Genomic DNA, 24,662 nt, shown 5'->3' on the forward strand with positions numbered 1-24,662 from the left:
GATAAAAAATGAGGCAGTTTTAAATTAGAACTGCCTCATTTTTTTATTCTACTCATTATTTTGTTCACTGAATAATTGCTTTAATACATCAAGTTGTGCACTTATCAACGCCTCAGATTTTGTTTTAAATGAGTACAATTGACCCTTAATTTCATCCAGCTTTCCTTTTGCTTTAATTACCTCAAGGTTGGCAATTTCAATTATTTTCTGGGCACTTACCTCTGCCTCATCAGTTATATTTTTTGCTTTCTCACATGCATTTGTTTTTATTTGTTCACTTGTATGCTGTGCAACTATTATGGAATGCTGTAATGATTCCTCAAGTATTTTATAGTGTTGAATGGTTTCATTAAGTAAATCTATTTTGCTTTTCATTTCCTCGTTTTCTTTAGCCATACTTATGTAGTCCTCACCCACTTGGGCAAGGATCGCATCAACCTGTTTTCTGCAATATCCGTTAACCAGGGACTTTTTTATGCAAAGACATTTAAAATCTTCGGGAGTATAATACATATCGCTCATCTCCTAAAATTACTCTCTCATCATAATATATTCCCATAACGGCAATATATTCTCTATTTGAGTAACCATAGGGACGAAGAATATATATCTTTTACCACCTACAGCCTATGGGCATTATATCCCTTTCCCTGATATTGAACCTGAAGTTTGTAAAGTCTCTGGTTATAATCATATCTGCAATGTCCTTAACCCACAGGATATCATTCAAAGTAACATAAAATCTTGCCCTGTCAACTAAGCTCTCCATGTTAGGATAATACCTTGCCACACGTTTTAAAAAAGCTTCACCAAGATTATCAAGAAGTATTCCAACATCATAAGCAGGGTCGCCCAATCCCGAAAGTCCAAAACCTATTACACCGGTTAATTTTTTTAATCTACTGTCTATAAGCAGGTGACAAGCAGAAAGGTCTCCGTGTATAAGAGTAGGTTCGTAGGACAAAAAATCATCATCATTCTCAACAGGTTTAAATACTTGCTTTATATACTCCTTTGTATAATCGGAACAGTATGGAAATACCTTTCTGTATATTTCTTCAATAAGTTCCTTCCTTCCATTTTGTGCTATAGCGTTTTGGAATTCACCGATTCCCATATTTTCCGCATCTTCCACTGGTATGGTATGGAGTGTTTTAAGAAAACTGCCTATCTGCTGTGCCAAAGCCTCCTGATATTTACCATTCATTTGCAGTAGTAGGTTCCTGAATATCGGTTTTCCCTTTATTATATTGTATTTCACCATTTCTCTCCCAAGAGGTTCGTGAGCAGGAACAAGGGGTTCTATACGATTACGAATGAAATTAGTAACCTTGGCCTCGTTTTCCAGAAAAGCAACACTCCAGTCGTATCTGGCAAATTTGAAAATGTAAGTATCATTTATGATAATTACATCGTTATGTCTACCCTCATTCATCAGGTATTCCACTTTTGTTATATTAATCTGAGGGCATCTGCTTCTTATAAGCCCCATATACATATTCTCTTTTTCATCCATACAGAATTTCACCACCCATTAGCTTTAAACCCTTTTATCAATATAAAAGCTTTATATTCGATTCAGGCCAATCCCTTAACCTTAATACGGTATTTGAGAGACTTGAATATCCATTTCCAATAAAGAAATCACATTTTGAAGCTATATAAGTATCTTTAATTATTTCAATGGTGTCCTTTACAAGTTCAACTCCCTTGTGCCTTTTGTTTGGATAATTGAGCAGGGCAGTAGGAATACGTTCTTTGAGTGGCACCTTCTTACTGTCAGTATATATCAACATATCATTTTTGTTATATAACTTCTTGTATTGCTTAAATAAAGTATTAGAATCAGTTATTAAAAACAAGTGCCTTGTGTTGTACTTTACAATAAACTGCCATATATTGGGCTTGTAAAACTCATTCAGGTCATATAATTGAGCTACCTCGTTCACTATTGCCTTCTCTCTTACATGCACCCCTAAAATAGGCCTTTCATCTCTGAAATCCGGATTTGTATTTACAAATTTTTGAATTTCTCTTTGTATTGGTGGCTGTAGCTTAATATAAGTGTCAAACATGTACCTGTATATCTGATGCGGGGTTTTTCCGTATGACCAATGACCACTACTTACATATGGCAAAAGTGCTCTCAATGGATAATAGGTATCGCTTACAACCACGTTGGCTTCACTCCTCATCATACCGCTTAGTTCCCTATTTTCCATTTTAAATCTATCTGTATCTTCAGCCAGAACGTTTTCAAACTTCCATACCTTGGGATAATAAGAATACTCCGGGCGTACTACATCGTGGAAGGTATATTGGGTTATAGGCTCAAAAAATGATTCAAACGAATTTGTATTAACGGATTCACTGTAGAGGCTTTCCATTCCCCAGTATACTACCGGAATCCGGTTTGTCAGTTCGGCGGCAAACATCTGACATATCACATGGTCCACATCATTCCATATGCTGCCTCCCAGTGACTTTATCAGAAGAAATCTACTATTCGACATATGTGTTAACACCTCCATAAAATTCCGGGTACTCCAACCTGTGATTTTTGCTTTCCAGCAGCCTTCTGTTACCCTCTTCCTTTACTCTCCTTTTAGCAAGTTTTTTTTCATTTTTTAAATCTCTGTAAAAAAGAATAATGTTTGGTTCCGGCCAGTCCTTGAGCCTTTTTATTGTATATGAAACATTGGAATAACCGTTTCCAATAAAGAAATCGCATTTCGCTCCAAGATAGGTGTCTTTTATAATTTCAATGCCCTTACGCCTTTTTGCTGAATAGTCCTGCAGGTGTGGTGCATCCTCAGTTGCACTTAATGCTCCCCTTCTGCATTCTGTGTAAACTACTTTGTCTCCATAAAGTCTTAAAAATTCTTTCAAAATGTCTTCACAATCCGTGAGAAGTAGTATTTTCTCTATATCATATCTGGCACTGAAGTTTTCTATTTCCTTGTAGTATCGCTTGTTCAAGCGGCCAAGATTTTCAACTTCTCTCACTTTATCACCGCCCCTAATGTGGACAGACAGGGTTAGCCCCTTATCCTTCAGCTTTTCATCATAAAATTCTTGAATCTCCTGTTCAATATCAGGCTTAAGCTTCAGATATTTATCAAACAAGGTTCGGTAAATCTGGTGCGCAGTCATACCGTAAGCCCAATGGTCCTTTGTTATAAAATTAATTAACGGCCTTATAAAATAGTGGACATCACTGATCAGTACATTTGCATCACTAGTCATCATTTCACCCAGGTTCCGGTATGTCCATGTTACTTTATCCAAATCTTCAATCATTACATTGTCATAATTCCACACAGGAGGGAAATAAGTATAATTATATTTTATTACATCGTCTATATTATAGTTGGAGACCGGTTCAAAGTAGAGATCGAAGGCGTTTGTTTTGAAAGATTCTGCATATAAGCTATTTGGCCCCCAATATATAACAGGAATTCTGTCAGTAAGTTCAGCGGCCAGTAGCTGACCCATTACATGATCCACATCCGACCAGAAGCCGCATCCCCATGACTTTATTAGCAAAAACCTGTCATTTGGCATTTAACTCACCTCTGTTCTCCTTATTCTTTTTGAACTTACTAAAAAACTTCTTAACCCTCTGTGCTGTACGAGTAAAAATATTGGGTTTATCGCTTTTTACCACAAGCATTACATTTACAGGGTACTTTCTCTTTTTAAACATCCAGTACATCATTTTTATGTTTTTATCTGCCCAATCCTTTATACGGGTAATGCCGTGGGATACATTTGAAAAGTCATTTCCTATGAAAAAGTCACATTTAGCAGCAATATATGCATCTTTTATAATTTCCATACCTCTGCGCCTTACCACCATTGGATTTTCCATATGATACACGGGTTCATCGTTTTTAATCCTTTTACAATTTGTATAGACAAGCATAGAGCCGTATATGTTCTTATACTCCTTCAGAGTATCTTCGCAATCCGTAAGTAGGAATATCTTCTTTATATTGTATTTATCTATATATTTTTTTATTTCCTTATGGTAGCCTCTGTTAGGCTCCTTAAACTTACCCTTTGCAAACAGCTTATATAACTTCTTTCCCTTTTTTTCAGGTTTCTGTTTATATTTTCTATAAATTTTATTCCAATACTGGTTTCCGTTTTTCTTAGAATCTCTGGTATCAAACACCATATCTTTTTCAACCCTTCGGACGTGAACTGCAAGGATAGGATGGTTGTCTTTAAGCCATGAATTATAAAAACCCTGAACTTCCGTATTTATGTCTGATTTCAGCTTTATATATTTATTAAATAAATATCGGTATATTTGTTGAGAACTCATTCCGTACGCCGGGTTATTCTTTTTTATAAATGGAATTAACTCATGTATGTTATAATAAACATCTGCTACTACGACATTTTCTTGGCTGCTAAGTAAATCCCCGATATTTCGGTAAATCCAAGTATCTTTATTCTGATCTTCAATAAATAAGTTTTCATAATCCCAGATTGGCGGGTAATATGTGTACTCGGGCTTTGCTACGTCAAAAATAGAGTAGTTGGAAACAGGTTCAAAGTACAATTCAAAGCCGTTGGTCAGGATATACCCATTGTGCAGACAATGTGTAGGCCAGTATACAACCGGAATCCTGTTGGTGAGTTCAGCTACAAGAAGTTGACCAAGCACATGATCTACATCCCCCCAAAGAATATAGCTCCAGCCTTTTATAAGCAGGAATCTGTCATTTGACATTTTTATTATCACCTCAATATAAATGCATTTCATGTTATTTTATGTAAGCCTATACCGATATGTGATTATAAAAAATAAAAAGGGGTTGTCGCCAAAACAGAAATTTTTTGTTTTGCAACAATTGTTTACAGACATTACTTCTCTTCTTTTTCAAACAACTCCAGTATGTAAGAATACAAATTTTCTAATTGATTATCATCGAAATGGTTGAAAACACGAATCCCATAGGAACTCTTTACTTCTACATCTAAAATATTATATACACATATTTCAATGTCAGAGTCCAACTCCATTATTCCTTTCATTAACATAATGTCACTTTTCTGATTGTCATATGAAAGAAGCAATATATCAGGGACAAGTATATTGAATATGTTATAGAAGCTCTTTTTTAAGGAGGGCAACTGTTGATTGGAGAATTGTCTGATATTTATGTAACCGTTACAAATATCGGGCTCTTTTATATTCTCATATACACATAAAGCATTAAAACCGTCACTCCTGAATTTGCCGGTGAGCCCTTTTTCAAAATTATCGAGACTATTATTGTTAACTAAAATAACAGGTATATCCGGCTCTTTACAATTTCCAAAGGAATGAATACACTCTGTGTAGTTCTTTCTGTTAGCCTCCTGTTGTAATTTATCTATAATTTCACCAAAACCTATATTGGGGTTTTTCCTCAAAAGATTAAATACATGAGCGGTAACCATTGGTGCCGCATAGCTGTTACATTCATTTGTCACTATATCCGTTCCATCATACTTTTTCAGGGTGTGTTTTGCACATGCAGATATATTTATCCCGTCCATGGAATCAAAATTATATGTATACTCGCCCTCATTTAATACTTCTATAAAGTCATATCTTACGCCAATTACCCTTTCAAAAGATGCCGGACATGTAAAAATATTACGATTGTTGCATGCCGCAACTACAATTACATTTTTCTCAAACGCATAATCTACGGCTTCCTTTACTTCATTAAAATCTCTGTAATCTATTGTACCCAGACTCAAATTTACAATACGTATACTGTTATCGGCACACCATTTCAATGCACGGATAAGCTGTGCTTTCATTCCTGTTCTTGAGCTTGAATCCAATATTTTTATACTGCTTAAAACAGCTTCCGGAGAGTACTTTTTTATTATTGCAGCACAGGTTGTACCATGAGACGGCAAAAAAGGGTCATAGTCCACCCTTTCACAAACAGTTAAATCATGAGTTATTTCCAGATTGTACGAAAGTCTGTCCGTTTGATAGTGCTTCTCGTTAACCCCGTCATCTATGACTGCTATATTAATAGGTAATGTATTCATCTTTAGTCTGGTACCCTCCTGCCCTGATAGCCTGTATATTAATTACCAGTTATTCAAATAAATTACATATAATATATCATTCAATTATTTCATTTGCAAATTCCACTTATCTTTATTCCATTCAACAGTTCTTACAAGCCCTTCCCTTAATGGCTTAAAGCATGTTAGCCCAAATTCGGAACAAATCTTACTTATATCAAGTTGAACCTTGTCAGGAGAAACCTTTATTTCTTCAATAGCCTGTTTTTTCTGTCGATTGTCAATGGTGAGAGTACTTCCGGTAACAGAACAAACTTCTTGGGCAAGTGTCTTTATACTGATACTGTCCCGGCCTCCCACGTTATACACAAAATCCTTTCCATACGCCATTATGTTCATGAGCATCAAGGCACAATCTGCTATATAGCAGAAAGTCCTTATTTTGCTTCCGTCATCCAGCATGGTAATATTCTTTTGTTCCAACGCCCGTCTTATAAACTGCCCAAGAACACGTTCATCGTCTCCCTTTACTCCCGGCCCGTAAGTCATAGATATTCTTGCCACTTTCGCTTCTACCCCTTCATAATGCCTGTAAGCAAAACACAGAGTTTCTCCCATCCTTTTTGACTCTGAATATACAGCTCTTACATTTACCGGAGAACAAAAACCTGGATAGCTCTCCGGTGTAGGTATATTATCAATATCCGGCTCGCCGTAAATCTCAGAGGAGCTCAGGAATAATAAAACCGCGCTGTCCTTTTTAGCCTTCTGAAGCAGCTTTTCAGTAACAACAGTGTTTAAGTGAATGGTATCCAGGTAGTTTCTAAGGAATTTGCCGGGCTGTGCGTAAGTTGCACCATGTATGATATAGTCAGCCTTCAATTTGAGCTTGTCAAAATCCATATTGTTAAGGTCTTCGGAATAGAAACTGTAATTTTGCTCAAATATATCAGCCAATGCCTTACAAGGCTTACTTCTGCTTACAGCATGAATTTTAATTTCACCGTCCTTTAAAAGGTTGGCAAGATGAAGCATATATATGATATAAGTTCCTATTAATCCGTTAGCACCTGTAATCAGTACAGTTTTGTTATAAAGAGGAGACAAGTCTATTTTTTCTAAATATTCCATGCAATCTTCTTTTATATATTTATCCAAAAGGAGGCCCCCTTTCATTATTTCATTAATTCAACGGCCTTTGTGCATATAGTTTCAAAGTCAGGATAAAAGGCTTTCTCCTGCAAATCTCCGGCCGGGGTTGGTATATCCGGACAGCAAACTCTTACAACAGGCTTTTTCAGCAGATGAACAGCTTTTTCAGCAACGAGGGCTGCAATTTCTGCGGCAACACCGCCTGTCTTCCACCCTGTATCTGTTATTATAAGTTTGCCTGTCTTTGCAAGGGATTCAAATATAATGTCTTCGTCTATTGGTTTTATTGTCCTTAAATCTATAACCTCAGCCGATATATTCTGGGCTTGAAGCTTCTCTGCTGCCTTTAAGGCTTCAACCAGCATATAGGATACTGCAACAATAGTAACATCCTTTCCCTTTCTTCTTACAATACCCTTCCCAAACGGTATGGAATACAGTGTGTCCGGGACATTCCCCATTGTTTTGTAAAGCCATCTGTGTTCAACAAATAGTACAGGATTATTATCAATTATGCTTGAAATCAGCAATCCCTTGGCATCATAAGGCGTGGCAGGAGCAGCTATTTTCAGTCCGGGAGCATTCATAAGCATCCCCTGCAAACATTGTGAATGTTGGGCTCCCGATCCCCATCCTCTTGCACTCACTGTTCTCACTACTAAAGGTACACTAACCTTTCCTCCGGTCATATAGCTCCATTTTGCAGCGTGGTTTACCAGTTGATCCAATGAAAGCAGCAAAAAATCCATTCTGCTATGAACAAAAACAGGTCTTAATCCTGCCATTGCGGCTCCTGCTGCTATTCCTGTCAGGGAATTTTCTGCGATTGGCGTGTCAAAAACCCTGTCACGGCCATACTTTTCGTGCAATCCTTTCGTAGTTCCAAAAACCCCGCCGGGGTCATCTACACCCTCTCCCATAACAAAGACTCTTGGGTCTCTTGCAAGGGATTGGTCCATTGCTTCGTACAAAGCATCCTTATATGAAATCATTCTGCCATTTTGGGAATCATCCGTTATTATAAATTTATCCTGTTTCTCAACTTCAATTGTAGTCCAGGGCATATAAACTACCTCCTATCAGTATACATAAATGAAACTGCATTAATCTGCATAAACAAAATCAAGTAATTCTTCAGGCTGCGGTTTAGGTGAATTAACTGCGAATTCAAAAGCATCCTTTACCACCTTATCTATTTCTTCATGGATGGATTTCTCTAGCGTCTCGGTAAGAATATTTCTGCTTTTAAGATAGTCTTTATACCATTTTATCGGGCACTTTGAAACCCAGTAATCGTACTCCTCCTGGGGCCTGTATCCAACACCCAGGTCATCAACAGTGCCGATATGGCCCTTCCATCTATAGCTAATACACTCCAGTAAAACAGGCCCCTCTCCTTTTCTGCACCTTTCAACGGCTTTTTCTGCGTACTCGGAAACTTTAAGCACATCATTCCCTTCTATCTGATATGCGGGAATTCCATACCCCTGAGCAATTTTATAAATATTGTCTCCTGACTGCCGTTCCTTTTGTTGTGAGTTTATAGCATAGAAATTATTTTCGCATACATATATAACCGGGAGTTTTTTAAGGGATGCAAAATTCAGGCTTTCATGAAAAGTTCCTTCATCTGCCGCTCCATCCCCGAAAAAAACAGCAGTAACCCTGTCATTTTTTTGAATCTTGGATGCCAGAGCGGTTCCCGTTCCAAGGGGCAAGCTTCCTCCCACTATGGCAGTGGAGCCGAATATTCCTATATCCGGAGCCATCAGATGCATGGAGCCCCCTCTACCGGAAGTACACCCTGTTTTACGAAGATATAATTCAGCTATCATTTGCTTAATATCTCCACCTTTTGCAATATACTGTGCGTGACTCCTATGGGTTCCAAAAAGGTAATCCTCCTTACGGAGATGTATACAAACCCCTGCCGCAATTGCCTCCTGCCCTATGGAAAGATGAATAGGGGTTTTCATTTCGTCATTTTTATATTCATCCTCGATTTTGCGTTCCACACTGCGTATGGTCTGCATAATTTTGTACAGCTCAATAAGTCTCTCATTTTCCATATATATCAGCCTCCGAAATTCCCAATAATACACGTTTTCAATAACCAGCTCAAAAAAGCAGTGTTACATTCTGGTTCTGCCAGTCTTTTAGTTCGCATACTGCTCTGGATACGTTTGAGAATCCATTTCCTATAAAATAGTCGCATTTTGCTGCAAGCCATGTGTCTTTTATAATCTCAATTCCTTTCAGCTTGTTGTTAACATATTCCTGGAAGTGAACTCCCCCTCCATTTTTCAAAACCCTTTTACAGTTGGTGTAAATTAACCTTTCGCCGTAAATGTTTTTATAATCCGACAATATGTCTTTACAATCGGTCATAAGAAAAATGAAGGCATCCGGCCTTTCTTTCAAATAAATGCTTATTTTCGCCGGATAAAGTTTATTCAGTTCATGCAGATGACTAACTTCCAATATCTTGTCACTTCCTCTTATATGTACTGCAATAATATCTTTACCTGCCATATTTACGTCGTAGAAATTATTTATCTCTTTTTCAACTTCCGGCCGCAGCTGTATATATTTTTCAAGCATAATCCTATAAATTTCTACGGAATTTAATCCAAAATACGGACATCTCTCATCCATACGGCATATAATACCATCCATATCCGTATATCTGTTCGCTATCTCTATGTCCCCATTATGACTAATATTTTCTATTAATTCATCCATGCCATATTTTGATACAGGGAAAAAATATTGTTCAAAAGCGTTTGAAGCTTCATCTGTGCTGTACATACTCTTGCTTCCCCAATAAATAACAGGAATCCTTTGTGTAATCTCTGCAAGCAAAAGATGAGAAAGCGTATGATGCATGTCATACCAAAATCCATCTCCTGTTGTATTGATAAGTAAGAATTTATCCTGCTTCAATTTAAAACCCTCCACATACCAGGCTGTTACAAAAAATTATCGTATCCATTCTTTTTAATTATTTCAACCAGGCCTTTGACTTCCTGCGCTCTTCCTCTGGGACAAACAATAACGGCCTCATTTGTGCCCGCAACTATCATATTGTCCAGGCCTATTACTGCAATAAGTATTCCATCAGCATAAATTACTGAATCGGTAGTTTCCAGAGCTATATAGTCGCCCTTCCAAGAGTTACTGTCCTTATCTTTTTGCAGAGTTCCCGACAATGTATCAATACTCCCTATATCATCCCAGTCGAAGGAAGCCCTTATTACACAAATATCTTTGCTTTTTTCAAGTACAGCATTGTCAAATGAAATATCCTGTATTTCATTATATGCATTATCAATATATGTGTTAAAATTTTCACTCCCTTCATGTATAATTGCATTTGTGATTGATATAAAGTATTGGGGAATATTTTGTTTAATTTGATTAATTATTGTCTTTGATTTTCCTGCCAAAATACCTCCGTTCCACAAGTAATCACCTGATTCAAGCATTGTTCGGGCTGTCTCTTCGTTTGGTTTTTCAGTAAATCTGATAACTTTAAGAATTTGTTCTTCTGAGCCTGCCTCCTTATCTATTTTTATATATCCATAGGCAGTAGAGGGATATGAGGGGTTAATTCCTATTACAACAAGACTATCCTTTTCCTCCGCCGCCCTAAACGCAAGATTTATTGTTTCAGTATAACCCTGCTGATCTTTAACATATCCGTCAGCCGGTACAAAACACAGTACTGCTTCTCCCAGTTTTTTATCAAGAAGCATTGCTGTATATGCAATACATGCAGCAGTGTTCTTCTTCTGGGGCTCTGAAATTATATTTGAATGTGGAATTATGTCCTTGACAACTTCTTTGGTCAATTCTACAAGACTTTGATTTGTTACAATAAAGCAATTGGATGGTGGAATGCTCCGGCATACACGGTTAATTGTCTGAACCAGCATACATTCGCCGTCATCAACAGATATAAACTGCTTAGGCTTTTTTTCTTTTGACAGCGGCCATAGTCTTGTTCCTGAGCCTCCTGCCATAATAACGACAAATTTTTCCATCTTTATATCTCCAAAAATGTTATTATAATCTATTTTATGTAAATTACCTTGGATATGTTCATACGTATTTCTATATAAGCTTCAGGACATAATACAATTTACATAGAAAATTCTATATATATGGGACGGCATACATGCAGGGTAAATATATATTATTAGCAATTTTAAATTCAGGACTTACTGTGTTCGGACAGACACTGTGGAAAATTGGGCTTGAAAGAATGGAGGGCTACAGTTTAAGGCTTCTGCTGAACCCACTAATACTTGCTGGGGTTTTTGTCTACGGTGTCTCTACGGTTTTGTGGTTATATGTACTTTCCAAGCTACCGTTTTCAACTGCATACCCCCTCAATAGCGTAGCTTATGCACTAAGCCTCTTCGTTGGATTTTTTATTTTTAAGGAGAATATCGACCTCCGTAAAATTTTTGGTACTATACTCATTCTGGCAGGAGTATTTTATATAGCCAGAGGGTAAAATAAATTTGGCATGAATACCGGCTTCGGAGGAATAAATGAAAAGTATAATAATAATACCTGCTTACAATGAACAGGATAATATTCTTGATGTCATAAATGATATAGAGCAAAATGCCTCAGGGTATCATTACATGGTTATAAATGACGGGTCAGCGGACAAAACAGGTTTAATATTGCGTGAAAATCACATTCCACATATTAATCTTCCTTTTAACATAGGTATAGGCGGAGCTGTACAAACCGGCTATAAATACGCATTTGAAAAAGGCTACGATATAGTTGTACAGTTTGACGGCGACGGCCAGCACAAGGCATCTTTTATCCCTGAAATGATTAATATTCTGGAAGAAGGAAACTCAGACATGGTTATTGGCTCCAGATTTTTGGATAAAAGGGGCTACCAGTCTACCTTTATCAGAAGGTTGGGTATAAAGTACTTTCGTTTTTTGATATGGCTATTATCAGGGTCGGGAGTGACGGACTCAACTTCCGGCTTCAGAGCCTGCAACAGAAAAATTATTGAACTGTTTTCAAAAAACTACCCTCAGGACTATCCCGAGCCTGAATCTATAATGATTTTAAAACAAAAAAAATTAAAAATAACTGAAGTACCTGTAGAAATGAAGAAAAGGGCCCGGGGAAATTCTTCAATAAACAGGTCTCTCTCCGTTTACTATATGGTCAAGGTTACATTGGCTATAATTTTAAGCCGCATGAGACCTCGTATAAGACGGTTTTCCAATTAAATTTTCTTACGGAAGGTAAAAATATGAACTTACGGTTACAGATAAGTATTCTTCTTATAGGTTTTATTTTACTTACATCAATACTCAAAATGGTTCAGAAAACAAAGTTGGAACTCAAGTACAGTATTCTTTGGATTGTATCCTCTATAATGTTTATAATTATTGCTGCTTTCCCTGTCATCCCTGATTGGTTTGCAAACCTTATAGGTATAATCGAACCTGCAAATGCAGTATTTCTGGTACTTATTCTATTTGAGCTGGGTATAAATCTTAACCTTACCATAACCATTTCCAAACAGACCAACAAGGTTAAAAATATGGCACAGTACATTGCCCTAATGGAGAACCAAAACCGTGAAAAAAGTTGAAATAATCAAACTATTATGATAATCTAATATAGATTGTAAATTGATTAATTACTTATTAAAGTTATGAAGCGGAGTAGTAAAAGAAAATTTGGTCACTAAAGAGAGCTGCATACTTGGTGGAATTGTAGCTGACTACGTTCTTTGAACTCGCCGTGGAGCCGCTGATATAAAATTCAGCCGTAGGTCTTTCGTTACAGGACTTTTGAGTGAGCCTTCAGGGCTAACAAGAGTGGTACCGCGGATTAACCCGTCTCTTTTACTAAGAGACGGGTTTTTATAAGTTATTGATATTAAATAAAATAAAGGAGTTGATTAAATGCCATACTCAGCAGATATAGATAGAAAGTGGCAAAAAAAGTGGGAAGAAACAGATATCTACAAGTTCGATTCCGAAAACACAGATAAGAAACTATACTGTCTGGAGATGTTTTCATATCCATCAGGTGCTAACCTTCATGTAGGACATTGGTACAATTACGGTTTAACTGATTCCTGGGCCAGAATGAAAAGAATGCAGGGATATAATGTTTTCCACCCAATGGGATTTGACGCTTTCGGACTTCCCGCAGAAAATTATGCAATAAAAACGGGTATTCACCCTCAGGACTCTACTCTGAAAAATATAGAGACAATGGAAGGCCAGCTCAAGGAAATGGGTGCTACCTTTGATTGGGATTATGAAATAAAAACCTGTATGCCCGACTATTACAAATGGACACAGTGGCTGTTCCTACAATTATATAAGTCCGGTCTTGCTTATAGAAAAAATGCACCTGTTAACTGGTGCCCGAAATGCAATACCGTTCTTGCAAACGAGCAGGTTGTTGACGGGTGCTGCGAAAGGTGTGATTCAGAAGTAACAAAGCGTGATCTTACTCAGTGGTTCTTTAAGATAACCTCTTACGCTCAGGAACTTCTAGACAAGCTGGATACCATTGACTGGCCTGAAAAAACAAAAAAGATACAGACAAACTGGATAGGACGTTCAGAAGGTGCTGAAATATCCTTTAAAGTTGATGACACAGATATTGAGTTTCAGGTATTTACCACCAGAGCCGATACCCTTTACGGTGTAACATATGTTGTTCTGGCTCCTGAAAATCCAATAGTTGAAAAAATAACAAAACCTGAATACGCTGAAGCTGTTGAAAAGTATAAAAACGATACCAAAAAGCAGACTGAAATAGAAAGGCTTTCAACAACAAAGGAAAAAACCGGTGTATTTACGGGAAGCTACGCTATTCACCCGATAACAGGAGAAAAAGTACCTGTATGGATTGCTGACTATGTTCTTGCAAGCTATGGTACCGGGTGTGTAATGGCTGTTCCGTCACATGATGAACGTGACTTCGAATTTGCAAAGAAATATAGCCTGACTATTAAGAGGGTTATAAAGAGTGCTGACGGTTCAAATGACGAGCTTCCCTACTGTGATTACGGTGTTCTGGTCAATAGTGCAGAATTTGACGGTGTTCCTTCTGCTGAGGCAAGAACGGCTATAATAAAGAAGCTGGAAGTTGATGGTAAAGGCAGTCTGAAGATAAACTACAGGTTGAGGGACTGGCTTGTTTCAAGACAAAGGTACTGGGGTGCTCCTATTCCTATAGTTTATTGTGAACATTGCGGCGAAGTAGCGGTACCCGAAGAAAGTCTTCCGGTTTCTCTTCCTTACAATGTGGAGTTTAAGCCTGACGGGGAATCGCCTCTAAAAAAGAGTGAGGAATTTATGAATACCGTTTGTCCTAAATGTGGTGCTCCGGCTAAGAGAGACCCTGATACACTGGATACATTTGTTTGCTCGTCATGGTACTATCTCAGATACCCTGATAGCCAGAATAATGATAAGCCGTTTGACACCGAATGGATAAACAAGATGCTTCCCGTTGACAAGTATGTAGGCGGTGCAGAACATGCCGCAATGCATCTGCTCTATGCGAGATTTATAACTAAAGCACTGAGAGATTTGGGCTTCCTCAATTTTGACGAACCATTCCTGTCACTTGTACATCAGGGTACAATACTTGGCCCGGATGGGAATAGAATGAGTAAATCCAGAGGAAATACCATTTCTCCTGATGATTATGTGAGAAAGTACGGTTCCGATATATTCAGAATGTACCTTGGCTTTGGATTCAATTATGTTGATGGCGGGCCATGGAGCGATGACGGCATAAAAGCTATTTCAAGATTTGCGAGCAGAATAGAAAGGCTTGTTGAAAGCCTTGCAGAGCAAAAGGCAAAGGCTTCCAGGACTGATATGGACAAGGATGACAAGGAGCTGAACTATGTCCGTCATACTGCTATAAAGGGCGCTACACAGGATACCGACAGATTCCAGTTCAACACTGCAATGTCGCGTTGTATGGAACTGGTAAATGCTCTTTACAAGTATGATGCAGAGGTTAAAGTTAAGAATATACAGCTATTTGAGGATACCATTAAAGACTTAGTAAAACTTGTCTCTCCTTTTGCCCCACACTTTGCCGAGGAAATGTGGGAACAACTGGGCTATGAGTATTCTATATTCAATCAGAATTGGCCTGAATTTGACGAAAATGCATTAGTTAAAGACACTATAGAACTGGCAGTCCAGATTAACGGTACAGTCAGGGGTAAAATAGAAGTTGCTGCCGACGCTGATAACAGTGAAGCGGAAGCTGTTGCTTTGGCTGATGAAAAAATAAAGCCGTTCTTGGATGGTAAAGAAATAAAGAAAGTAATAGTAGTAAAAGGACGGCTTGTTAATATAGTTGCAAAATAAACTTATAGTATTATAGAAAAATATAAAAAGGGACAATCTTACAGGGATTGTCTCTTTTTGTATATTTTTCACAATTATTGTAATTTCATATCGCAATATGCTAATATTAAATTGCACAAACGTCAATGGAGACATTTTTATGAATATAACTTTTTATAGAAAGCTTGCATACAAATTGGCTGATGCTATCACAAGGAATCAACAGTACTCGGAAGTAGAGATTAAAAACATTCGTTACGGGCTGGTGTGTATTTTCTCGGATTTGTATAAAACTATTCTATATTTGCTTATTTTTACCGTGCTTTCATTAACAAAAGAATTTCTATGTGCTTTTCTTGCTTTCCTGCTGCTTCGTCCCTTTCTTGGTGGCTACCATTTTAAAAATGAAATTGTATGTATTATAATGTCATTTATAACAATGGTCATAGCTATATTTGCAGGTAAAACAGTTATAATTCCCTACTATTTACAATTAACACTTACTGTATTTCTTCCAATCCTTGGTTTTTTAATTGCACCCGTCAATGAAAGTCAAAGGCAAGAGGGCCGAAAGAAAACAAGGACTGCTGCAGTAGTAATTAGTATTTTACTTCTACTTTCAGACTTTTTCTTTATGCCATCTAATATAATCAGTTGGTCTGTCATAGAAGTTTATTCATTATCTGTATATCAACTACTAATTATCAAATATAAGTATAAATTGTAATATTTTTTGTAAAATATATTGACTTTTTCTGTAGAATGTTAGAATATTAAGTTGAGAATTAAATTTTTTTAAGGAGTGATTCTGATGAAAAAAAATTTATTAAGATCAATTGGGAAAGTTTCATTAATAGTAACAGGCTTGATTACCGGTGCAGCTTCTAAAATATTTTGGTTGTATCAACCTGAAAATTAACTTAAAATAATCTTAACCTGTAAAAAATTTACTCTAATAGTTAGAGTTACACTCCAATTATTAGAGTTCTGTTTTTGTTTAAGGTTTTTTGTTGTGTCGGAATGTTCCTCCGGAAGGGTGTGTTAATCTCAGTGTATCTTGCAAATGAATTATTTTTAACTGTTATCGAGGGCTTTATTTTCATAATAGCCTTTTATCTCCTGTCGGGACAGCGGCAATTAATAAAAAAGAATTATACTAGGATTGCCTGGTTTGTAACGATTTATACAATATATACATACTGGATTACCAAGTTTTTGCCATCAGGGTTGCATTCAGTTTTAATAGCATCCCTTACATGTTTTATACTTAATTATATGCTTAACGGAACTCTTTTTAAAAGTGTAGTCAAAGTTCTTATTATTTCTTTAGTAATGGCTATTATAGAGAGTCTCATTGGTTTGACATGTATGAGTGTGATAGGCAAACCAATGTCTGTACTTATTGACAATAAATTATTACTGGCGGTTTTAGGTATTATAACAAAGCTGATTGAAAGTACTATTGTATTTATATTATATAAGTCCTATAACGGGCTTTCCTGGTTAAAAGACGGAAATCCCTATCAGTCCAGATACAAGCAGACTCTTATCATGATTTTTGCTGTTCTATTCTTTCTGGTAGGAACAAATATTTATATTTCCAAAGACCCTCAAAACTTCCTTCTTTACAATATTTTTACCTTTGTTATATATATCGTTTTGATTATTGCAATGCTTTCTGCCTTTCGAGAAGGTTCAAAGCTTGAGATTCTACAATATGCAAATGAACTGAAAAAAGATAATGTTTATCAGTTGATTTCCTTTAACGAAATGGTGGCTAAAGAAAGACACGAATATAAGAACCATTTAAATACTATATACGGCCTTTGTACCCTAAACAGACCTGATTTAAGCGATAAGGTCAAGCAATATATAAACAATTATGCTAATAACAGCGAGACCATGAATATAAATGTATGTTCAGGTAACGACTTTGTTGACGCTATTATCAGTGTAAAATATAATAACGCTCTAAAGAAAGATATAGAAGTTCTTGTTGACTTTGAAGAACCCTTATCAAGTGCAGTAATAGACGAGGATACCGCTGTTACTGTTATATCTAATATAATAGACAATGCCTATGAATCTATCTTAGGGATAGATAGGGAAAAAAAGTTTATACGTCTTGAGACATATATAGAGAATAATATTTACTATATGTCTATTTCCAACAACGGCCCTATGATTCCCGAAGCAAATATTAAGAAAATTTTTAGTGCAGGTTATTCTACCAAAGACAATGCATCCAAAAAACGGGGATTCGGACTTAGTATCGTACAAGCGCAGATAGATAAATGCGGGGGCAGTATCCATATTAACAGCGACGAAGAAATCACAGAATTTCTGATAACTCTTAAAGTAAATAGCCAGGTAAGTTAGCGAGTTATTTATGCAAAAACTACACATTCTTCTTCAAATTGGTTATAATAATATGATAGCTTATTTTATTATACTTTGGAGAAAATGATGTTTAAAATTTCTAAAGACACTATTTATTATTTGTCTACGCCAATGAGATACAAGAAGGGCATGGACTATTTCAGGGATAAGCGTATCAAATCCTTGTCCTTTAATCAAGAAATGCTGTTGTTTGACGCAACAGTTTTGGGAACTCACCCGTACAATGTACAGGTGCGGTTTGCCAAGTCCGGTGAACTCACTGATTTTTCATGTACCTGTTCGGATTGTGAAAAGACAGGAAAAGGGTGCAAGCACATTGCCGCAGTTCTTTTCTTAATTAAGGAAAAGGATGAACAGGGTTTTTTTAATTCTACTGTTCAAAAGAAAGCAGCAAAAGATATTTTTCAATTTTTTTCAGATAAAGGTTCAGGTGTAAAGCTTACAATTAACGTCGAATTTAATCTTGAATTTATTAGCAGAAGGTTCTCAATTCCTAAAAAAGGGCCTATTGCCTCTCTATCTCTTCGCATAGGTACTGACAGACTTTATGTGGTCAGAAATATACGACAGATGTTGGAAAGCCTTAAAACCGGTAATGAGATTGTCTTTGGGAAAGGCTTTACCTTTGACCCTGTTATATACGACTTTAAGGAAAATGACAAGCCTGTTATTTCATATCTTCAAGAAATATGGCAAAATGAGAATTTATTACATTATTTTACGGGTGAGTCGAGTAAGTACAGTACCTTTATAGATAAAGATATTTTCCTCTCCGAAGCAGCTCTTAAAAGGCTTCTACAGATTTTGCGCGATACTCCTTTTAATGTAATACACAATAACATTAAAGTTCAGAATGTTATAATACAAAATGAGGATATCCCCTTGGAATTTACATTGACCGGAAACGCCTCATCCATAGATTTGAATATAGATACCAAATTGCCTCTTTACCAGATAACCTCTGATTCTGAATATTTTTTATACGGTGAAGCTATATACAGGGTATCAGCAGCCCAACGTGACTACTTTAAACCCTTTTTTACCTATATGCAGCAGGAGAATATTAATCGAATAACCTTCATAGAAAAGGATAAGGAACGTTTCTTTTCAGAGGTACTTCCTTATGTTGAAAAAACAGGGCGGGTATACATAGATGAAAATGTTCAGGAAATGGTACAGCGAGTGGACTTTGAGCCTGAAATTTATCTGGACAAATTTGAAGATATAATAACTGCTGATGTTAAATTCAAATATGGTGATCGTATAATCAATCCTTTCTCTGCCTTTGGAGATCAGGTCCCTATGGGTAAAATTCTCGTTCGGGACATGGAAAAAGAGGGTATCATTGTGGACATACTGGGCGAAAGCGATTTTAAGGTTAACGGTAATAGAATATATCTTGATGAGGAAGAAAAGATATTTGATTTTGTAAATACAATTGTTCCTAAACTACAGGAATATACGCAGATTTTCTATTCAGATAGCTTTAAAGCAATGACCATAAAAAGGCTACCTTCATTTTCTGGTTTTTTGAGACTGAATACAATGAACAATTTTCTGGAATTCAGCTTTGATATGGAAGGTGTAGGCCGTGATGAGCTATCGTCTATATTTCAGAACGTAAGAGAAAAAAAGAAATATTTCCGCTTGAAAAACGGAGCTTTTCTGCCCCTTGATTCAGAGGGACTTTTAACTATGTCTGAAATAATCGATCAGCTTGAGCTTACAATGGAGGATTTAGATAGTGAGCTGGTTCAACTTCCCATGTACAGAGCTTTTTTTATAGATGGTATGCTCAAGGAAACCGGAATGAAGTTCTTTGAACGTAATAAGGCCTTTAAAGATTTAGTTCATGATATTCATGAACCTTCCGAGACTGAATTTCAAATTCCCGAAACCCTTAAAGGAACTCTAAGAAATTATCAGAAGCTTGGATTTAAATGGCTTAAAACTCTGTCGATATACGGGCTCGGAGGAATTCTTGCTGATGATATGGGTTTGGGAAAAACCTTGCAGGTTATTACCCTGCTCCAGTATGATAAAAATGTTTCAGGCCCCGGAACATCTATAGTAATTGTTCCTACCTCTCTTATCTACAACTGGTGTTCGGAAGTTGACAAATTTGCACCGGATTTGAAAATAACTGCTGTTGTCGGAAACAAAGCAGAACGTGAGGAACTAATAAAAACTGCTGTGAACTCGGATATAATAGTCACATCTTATGCCCTTATCAGACGTGATGTTGACAACTACAAAGATTATTTGTTCAGATATTGCATACTGGACGAAGCTCAGCATATTAAAAACCCCGGATCGCAGGCAGCTAAAGCCGTAAAACAGCTTGTATCCAAGCACAGGTTCGCACTTACAGGAACACCTATGGAAAATAATCTTACGGAGCTGTGGTCGGTTTTTGATTTTATTTTACCCGGATATTTACGGTCACACGGAAAATTTGTTGAAAAATTTGAATCGCCGATTTCAAAAGGAGACAGTGCAGCTCTAACCTCCTTGAGCAAACAATTAAAACCTTTTATACTTAGAAGGCTTAAGCAGGACGTTCTCAAGGAACTACCAGAAAAAATCGAGCATATCATTAAAGCAGACCTTACAGAGGAACAGAAAAAGCTTTATGTTGCTTATCTGGAGCAAGCTAAAGGAGATATTTTAAAGGAAATAAACCAAAATGGCTACGAACGCAGTCAAATAAAGATTTTGTCGGTAATTACACGATTAAGACAGCTTTGCTGCCACCCCTCGCTGTTTGTAGACAACTACGAAGGTGATAGCGGTAAGCTGCTGCTGCTCAAAGAAATAGTAGGAGACTCTCTTACCTCCGGGCACAGAATACTTCTGTTCTCGCAGTTTACATCAATGTTGGCAATTATAAGGCAGTGGCTGCAAGAGGAAGAAATAGATTATTTATACCTAGATGGGTCGACTCCTGCTGACGAAAGAATGAAAATGGTTAAAAACTTTAATAACGGGCAGGGTCGGATTTTTCTTCTGTCCCTTAAATCGGGAGGAACCGGCTTGAATCTGACGGGTGCTGATACAGTTATTCACTATGACCCTTGGTGGAACCCGGCTGTAGAAGATCAGGCAACCGACCGTGCATACCGTATTGGTCAGCTAAAAACCGTCCATGTAATGAAGCTGGTTACACACGGCACAATAGAGGAAAAAATATTACGCCTTAAGGATAGAAAAAAACAGTTGGTTGATGCAGTTATTCAATCCGGGGAAACCCTTATTACAAAGATGACCAAAGAAGAATTGACGGAACTTTTTGAATTGTAATAATAAAACCAGAGGCAAATTAAAACCTCTGGTTTTTCTATATTTTAAAATTTACTTTTTCTATTTTAAATTGTCAGGATTTAATGCTTGTAGCTCGGCCGGTACAAAAAGTCCATCTTTTCTTATGAGCTTATCATCAAACCATATTTCTCCTCCGCCATATTCAGGCCTTTGGATAAACACAAGATCCCAGTGGATTGAGGACTTATTCCCATTTGGACACTCGTCATAACAGCTTCCGGGTGTAAAGTGAATACTTCCTCTTATCTTTTCGTCAAAGAGTGTATCCTTCATTGGAGTTTCAATGAAAGGATTAACTCCTATTGCAAACTCCCCTACGTATCTTGCTGCTTCATCGGTATCAAATATTTCGTTAATACGCTCGGTATCGTTTGCCGTAGCATTAATAATCTTACCATCCTTAAACTCAAGGCGGATATTCTCAAAAGTTACCCCCTGATATACCGCAGGACAATTGTAGGATATTACACCATTTACCGAATCTTTAACCGGTGCAGTAAATACCTCTCCGTCAGGAATGTTCATTTTACCATCACACTTTATTGCAGGCAGCCCTTTTATTGAGAATGTTAAGTCTGTCCCCCTTCCTGTAATTCTTACCTTGTCGGTAGCTTCCATTAACTTTACAAGTGGGTCCATAGCTTTTGACATTTTTGCATAATCAAGATTGCAAACATTAAAGTAAAAATCTTCAAAATATTCAGTTGGAGTGTTTGCAAGCTGTGCCATTGAGTGGGTAGGATATCTCATTACACACCATCTTGTGTGTTCTACACGCTGCTCTGAATGTACAGGCTTTGAAAACAGTGACATGTATATCTTCATCTTATCAGACGGAACAGAAGCCTTTTCGCTTACATTATCCCCTGACCTGATACCAATGTACGCATCCATGTCCTTCATTCTCGCCAGTTCATAGCGTGCCATATCTTTTATTTGTTCTTCTGTACACTGTTCAAGAAGTACTCTTTCCAATTCCGGATTCTTTATTGTAAGGAATGGAATTGCTCCCACCTTGTATGCCTCACGGATTAAGGCTCTTGACAATGGAACCTCGTTACCGATATTCTCAATAAGGATTTTCTCTCCCTGTTTTAGTTCACACGAGTAGTTAATCAAATTGTGTGCCAGTTTTTCTATACGTGGATCGTTCATTACTATAACCTCCATTTGTTTGTTATGTTAACTAGTGTATATTATACTAAAAGTCCTTCCAATTCTTCCAGAGTTTTTTCAAATACGTTTAATGCATCTTGAATAGGCTGTGGGGATGAAAGGTCTACACCTGCTATTTTTAAAAGCTCTATTGGATAGTTTGAACCTCCACCTTTAAGGAACTCTAAATATTTATCAACTGCCGGCTTGCCTTCTTTATATATTTTTTCAGCAATAGCAGTAGCAGCTGAGAAGCCTGTAGCATACTTGTATACATAAAAACTGCTGTAGAAATGAGGAATTCTTGACCATTCCATTGCAATTTCTTCGTCAACGTTAACTGCTTCTCCGAAATACTTTTTGTTCAGGTCATAGTAAATATCGCAAAGCTCCTGTGCATTCAGTGCCTCTCCCTGTTCTGTCTTTTGGTGTATAAGCTTTTCAAATTCTGCGAACATTGTCTGTCTGAATACTGTTCCCCTGAACTCCTCAAGATAGTGATTCAGCAAATATGCCTTCTCCTTCTTGCTTTCAGATTTTGATAACATATATCTCATAAGGAGTGACTCATTTACCGTTGATGCAACCTCTGCAACAAATATCCTGTATTGGGAATACACATAAGGTTGAGTCATATTGGTATAGAATGAGTGCAGTGCATGGCCCATTTCATGTGCAAGAGTATACACATCATTTATGTTGTCCTGGTAATTAAGCAGTACATAAGGGTGAGTTTTGAAAGCTCCCCATGAATATGCTCCGCTGGTTTTGCCTTCATTTTCATAAATATCAACCCAGCCTGAGTCAAAGCCCTTTTTAAGATATCCGATATATTCATCTCCAAGCGGCTTTAGTCCCTCTTCTACAAGCTTCTTACCTTCCTCATAGGTAACTTTCTTGTCGTATTCTTCAACCATGGGAACATACAAATCATACATATGAAGCTCATCCAGCTTTAGTACCTTTTTTCTCAGCTTCAAATATCTATCCAGCAGATGCAGGTTTTTATTTACTGTTTCAATAAGGTTGTCATATACCTTTACGGGTACGTTGTCGTTATCCAAAGATGCTTCTAATGCTGAAGGATATTTTCTTACAACGGAGTAAAACCTGTTTTTCTTTACATTGCCCGTAAGGGATGCACCAAGTGTGTTTTTCATTTTGTCGTAAGTACTGTACACAGCTTCAAAAGCGTCTTTGCGGACTCTCCTGTCCCTACTCTCCAACATTGTGGAATATCTGCCCTTTGTAACTTCTATTTCCTCACCTTTTTCATCCCGAATATGGGGAAATTTTATGTCCGCATTGTTGTACATGGTGAAGATATCACCTGCTGTGTCAGATATTTCAGTTGAGAGTGCAAGTATCTGTTCTTCCTGCTCAGATAAAATATGCTCCTTTTGTCTCAAATTTTCCTGTACCATAAACATGTACATGGAAAGTTCTTTATTCGAATTCATAAAAGACATCAGCTTGTCTTCGGGTATTGCCAGCATTTCGGGGACAATAAATGAAATTGCGGTATAAACCTCTGTACCAAGGGTAGAAGCTCTTTCAGTCAATGCCTGATAGGTTGAATTTCCGTTATCCTCATCCCTTTTCATTCTTGCATAAACAAAAATTTTGTCATTAAGGGACAGTAATTCATCACTTTTCTTAAAGCAGTCAAGAAGTGTATCAGCACTATTTCCAAGCTTGCCCTTGAAGTTTCCCATTTGTGCAGCCAATTCCTTAACTGTCTTGAAGTCCTTTTCCCACGAATCCTTGTCCTTATATATATCCTCAAGTTTCCATTTAAACCTATCCTCTATGTCTTTTCTCTTTGGAAGTGTCTTTCCTGAAGCCATTTTTTTACCTCCGCTTTTCCTAATATAATTTTGGTTACTGGTTATTCTATTCGCTATATTACTTAATATCTCACTATATCTAATAATTATAAAACAACCTAATACTCTTTTCCATGCATTTCCTATATAAAGTTATTTATAGGTATGATTTTAAAATAAAAATAGCCTTGAAATGTTCAAATTTTTTTAGTATACTATGATAGTTGTTAAAAGGAAATTTATTTATGCGCCCGTAGCTCAGCAGGATAGAGCGTCGGTTTCCTAAACCGCAGGTCGCACGTTCGAATCGTGTCGGGCGTACCAAAGTAAGCTTGTAGCCACTGGGCTATAAGCTTTTTTGTTTTCACACCTTTTTCTTGCATATATATAC

General features: G+C 37.1%; 20 protein-coding genes, 1 tRNA gene and 1 other annotated feature. Of the genes, 8 read left to right on the forward strand and 13 right to left on the reverse strand.

Annotated features, from left to right (window positions below; all coding sequences use genetic code 11):
- Nucleotides 1-48 precede the first annotated feature (48 nt).
- The 11 genes from CLO1100_RS19620 to CLO1100_RS19670 form a co-directional block, all read right to left on the reverse strand.
- A complete protein-coding gene (locus tag CLO1100_RS19620) occupies nucleotides 49-513 on the reverse strand; it encodes a DivIVA domain-containing protein (RefSeq protein WP_014315511.1) in 465 nt (154 codons plus the stop codon).
- A 100-nt stretch (nucleotides 514-613) separates the two neighbouring features.
- Nucleotides 614-1,516 carry an aminoglycoside phosphotransferase family protein gene (locus CLO1100_RS19625; RefSeq protein WP_014315512.1) on the reverse strand — a complete coding sequence of 301 codons (903 nt, stop codon included), beginning with the start codon at nucleotides 1,514-1,516 and terminating at the stop codon, nucleotides 614-616.
- 37 nt (nucleotides 1,517-1,553) lie between these two features.
- On the reverse strand, nucleotides 1,554-2,513 hold the full coding sequence (locus tag CLO1100_RS19630) for an O-fucosyltransferase family protein (protein WP_014315513.1): 960 nt from the start codon (nucleotides 2,511-2,513) through the stop codon (nucleotides 1,554-1,556).
- Nucleotides 2,503-3,564, reverse strand: coding sequence for an O-fucosyltransferase family protein (locus CLO1100_RS19635; RefSeq protein WP_014315514.1), 1,062 nt, complete (start codon nucleotides 3,562-3,564; stop codon nucleotides 2,503-2,505). The genes CLO1100_RS19630 and CLO1100_RS19635 overlap by 11 nt, the downstream gene beginning before the upstream one ends.
- Nucleotides 3,554-4,741 carry an O-fucosyltransferase family protein gene (locus CLO1100_RS19640; RefSeq protein WP_014315515.1) on the reverse strand — a complete coding sequence of 396 codons (1,188 nt, stop codon included), beginning with the start codon at nucleotides 4,739-4,741 and terminating at the stop codon, nucleotides 3,554-3,556. Before CLO1100_RS19640 ends, CLO1100_RS19635 begins: the two co-directional genes overlap by 11 nt.
- Nucleotides 4,742-4,875: 134 nt before the next feature.
- A complete protein-coding gene (locus CLO1100_RS19645) occupies nucleotides 4,876-6,063 on the reverse strand; it encodes a S8 family serine peptidase (protein ID WP_014315516.1) in 1,188 nt (395 codons plus the stop codon).
- 84 nt (nucleotides 6,064-6,147) lie between these two features.
- A complete protein-coding gene (locus CLO1100_RS19650; protein ID WP_014315517.1) occupies nucleotides 6,148-7,200 on the reverse strand; it encodes an NAD-dependent epimerase/dehydratase family protein in 1,053 nt (350 codons plus the stop codon).
- A 17-nt stretch (nucleotides 7,201-7,217) separates the two neighbouring features.
- Complete coding sequence (locus tag CLO1100_RS19655; RefSeq protein WP_014315518.1) at nucleotides 7,218-8,258, reverse strand: pyruvate dehydrogenase complex E1 component subunit beta; 1,041 nt, start codon at nucleotides 8,256-8,258, stop codon at nucleotides 7,218-7,220.
- A gap of 39 nt (nucleotides 8,259-8,297) precedes the next feature.
- A complete protein-coding gene (locus CLO1100_RS19660) occupies nucleotides 8,298-9,263 on the reverse strand; it encodes a thiamine pyrophosphate-dependent dehydrogenase E1 component subunit alpha (protein WP_014315519.1) in 966 nt (321 codons plus the stop codon).
- Between the two features lie 49 nt (nucleotides 9,264-9,312).
- Complete coding sequence (locus CLO1100_RS19665; protein WP_014315520.1) at nucleotides 9,313-10,137, reverse strand: O-fucosyltransferase family protein; 825 nt, start codon at nucleotides 10,135-10,137, stop codon at nucleotides 9,313-9,315.
- 26 nt (nucleotides 10,138-10,163) lie between these two features.
- Nucleotides 10,164-11,237 (reverse strand): mannose-1-phosphate guanylyltransferase, encoded by a 1,074-nt coding sequence (locus tag CLO1100_RS19670; protein WP_014315521.1) that lies wholly within the window; start codon nucleotides 11,235-11,237, stop codon nucleotides 10,164-10,166.
- 134 nt (nucleotides 11,238-11,371) lie between these two features.
- On the opposite strand from CLO1100_RS19670, the gene CLO1100_RS19675 reads away from it, so the two are divergent.
- From CLO1100_RS19675 to CLO1100_RS19705, 7 genes are all read left to right on the forward strand, one after another.
- Entirely contained in the window at nucleotides 11,372-11,713 is a 342-nt protein-coding gene (locus CLO1100_RS19675; protein ID WP_014315522.1) for an EamA family transporter, read from the forward strand.
- A gap of 37 nt (nucleotides 11,714-11,750) precedes the next feature.
- Nucleotides 11,751-12,461 (forward strand): glycosyltransferase family 2 protein, encoded by a 711-nt coding sequence (locus CLO1100_RS19680; protein WP_014315523.1) that lies wholly within the window; start codon nucleotides 11,751-11,753, stop codon nucleotides 12,459-12,461.
- 23 nt (nucleotides 12,462-12,484) lie between these two features.
- Nucleotides 12,485-12,829, forward strand: coding sequence for a DUF2304 domain-containing protein (locus tag CLO1100_RS19685; RefSeq protein ID WP_014315524.1), 345 nt, complete (start codon nucleotides 12,485-12,487; stop codon nucleotides 12,827-12,829).
- A gap of 54 nt (nucleotides 12,830-12,883) precedes the next feature.
- Nucleotides 12,884-13,087: a binding site (T-box leader), on the forward strand.
- A 58-nt stretch (nucleotides 13,088-13,145) separates the two neighbouring features.
- A complete protein-coding gene (leuS, locus tag CLO1100_RS19690; protein ID WP_014315525.1) occupies nucleotides 13,146-15,590 on the forward strand; it encodes a leucine--tRNA ligase in 2,445 nt (814 codons plus the stop codon).
- A gap of 139 nt (nucleotides 15,591-15,729) precedes the next feature.
- Entirely contained in the window at nucleotides 15,730-16,296 is a 567-nt protein-coding gene (locus CLO1100_RS19695) for an accessory gene regulator B family protein (RefSeq protein ID WP_014315526.1), read from the forward strand.
- Between the two features lie 311 nt (nucleotides 16,297-16,607).
- Nucleotides 16,608-17,948: an ATP-binding protein gene (locus tag CLO1100_RS19700; RefSeq protein ID WP_014315528.1), complete on the forward strand. Its 1,341-nt coding sequence runs from the start codon at nucleotides 16,608-16,610 to the stop codon at nucleotides 17,946-17,948.
- 84 nt (nucleotides 17,949-18,032) lie between these two features.
- Nucleotides 18,033-21,269, forward strand: coding sequence for a DEAD/DEAH box helicase (locus tag CLO1100_RS19705; protein ID WP_242836640.1), 3,237 nt, complete (start codon nucleotides 18,033-18,035; stop codon nucleotides 21,267-21,269).
- Nucleotides 21,270-21,329: 60 nt separating this feature from the next.
- Here CLO1100_RS19705 and CLO1100_RS19710 read toward each other — a convergent pair whose 3' ends face one another.
- Nucleotides 21,330-22,445 carry an aminopeptidase gene (locus tag CLO1100_RS19710; RefSeq protein ID WP_014315530.1) on the reverse strand — a complete coding sequence of 372 codons (1,116 nt, stop codon included), beginning with the start codon at nucleotides 22,443-22,445 and terminating at the stop codon, nucleotides 21,330-21,332.
- Nucleotides 22,446-22,486: 41 nt separating this feature from the next.
- On the reverse strand, nucleotides 22,487-24,292 hold the full coding sequence (pepF, locus tag CLO1100_RS19715) for an oligoendopeptidase F (protein WP_014315531.1): 1,806 nt from the start codon (nucleotides 24,290-24,292) through the stop codon (nucleotides 22,487-22,489).
- Between the two features lie 226 nt (nucleotides 24,293-24,518).
- Here pepF and CLO1100_RS19720 point away from each other — a divergent pair.
- A tRNA-Arg gene (locus tag CLO1100_RS19720) sits at nucleotides 24,519-24,595 on the forward strand.
- Nucleotides 24,596-24,662: the final 67 nt, after the last annotated feature.

Source organism: Clostridium sp. BNL1100, from assembly GCF_000244875.1.
In the GTDB taxonomy this organism is placed as follows: Bacteria; Bacillota; Clostridia; order Acetivibrionales; family DSM-1351; genus Ruminiclostridium.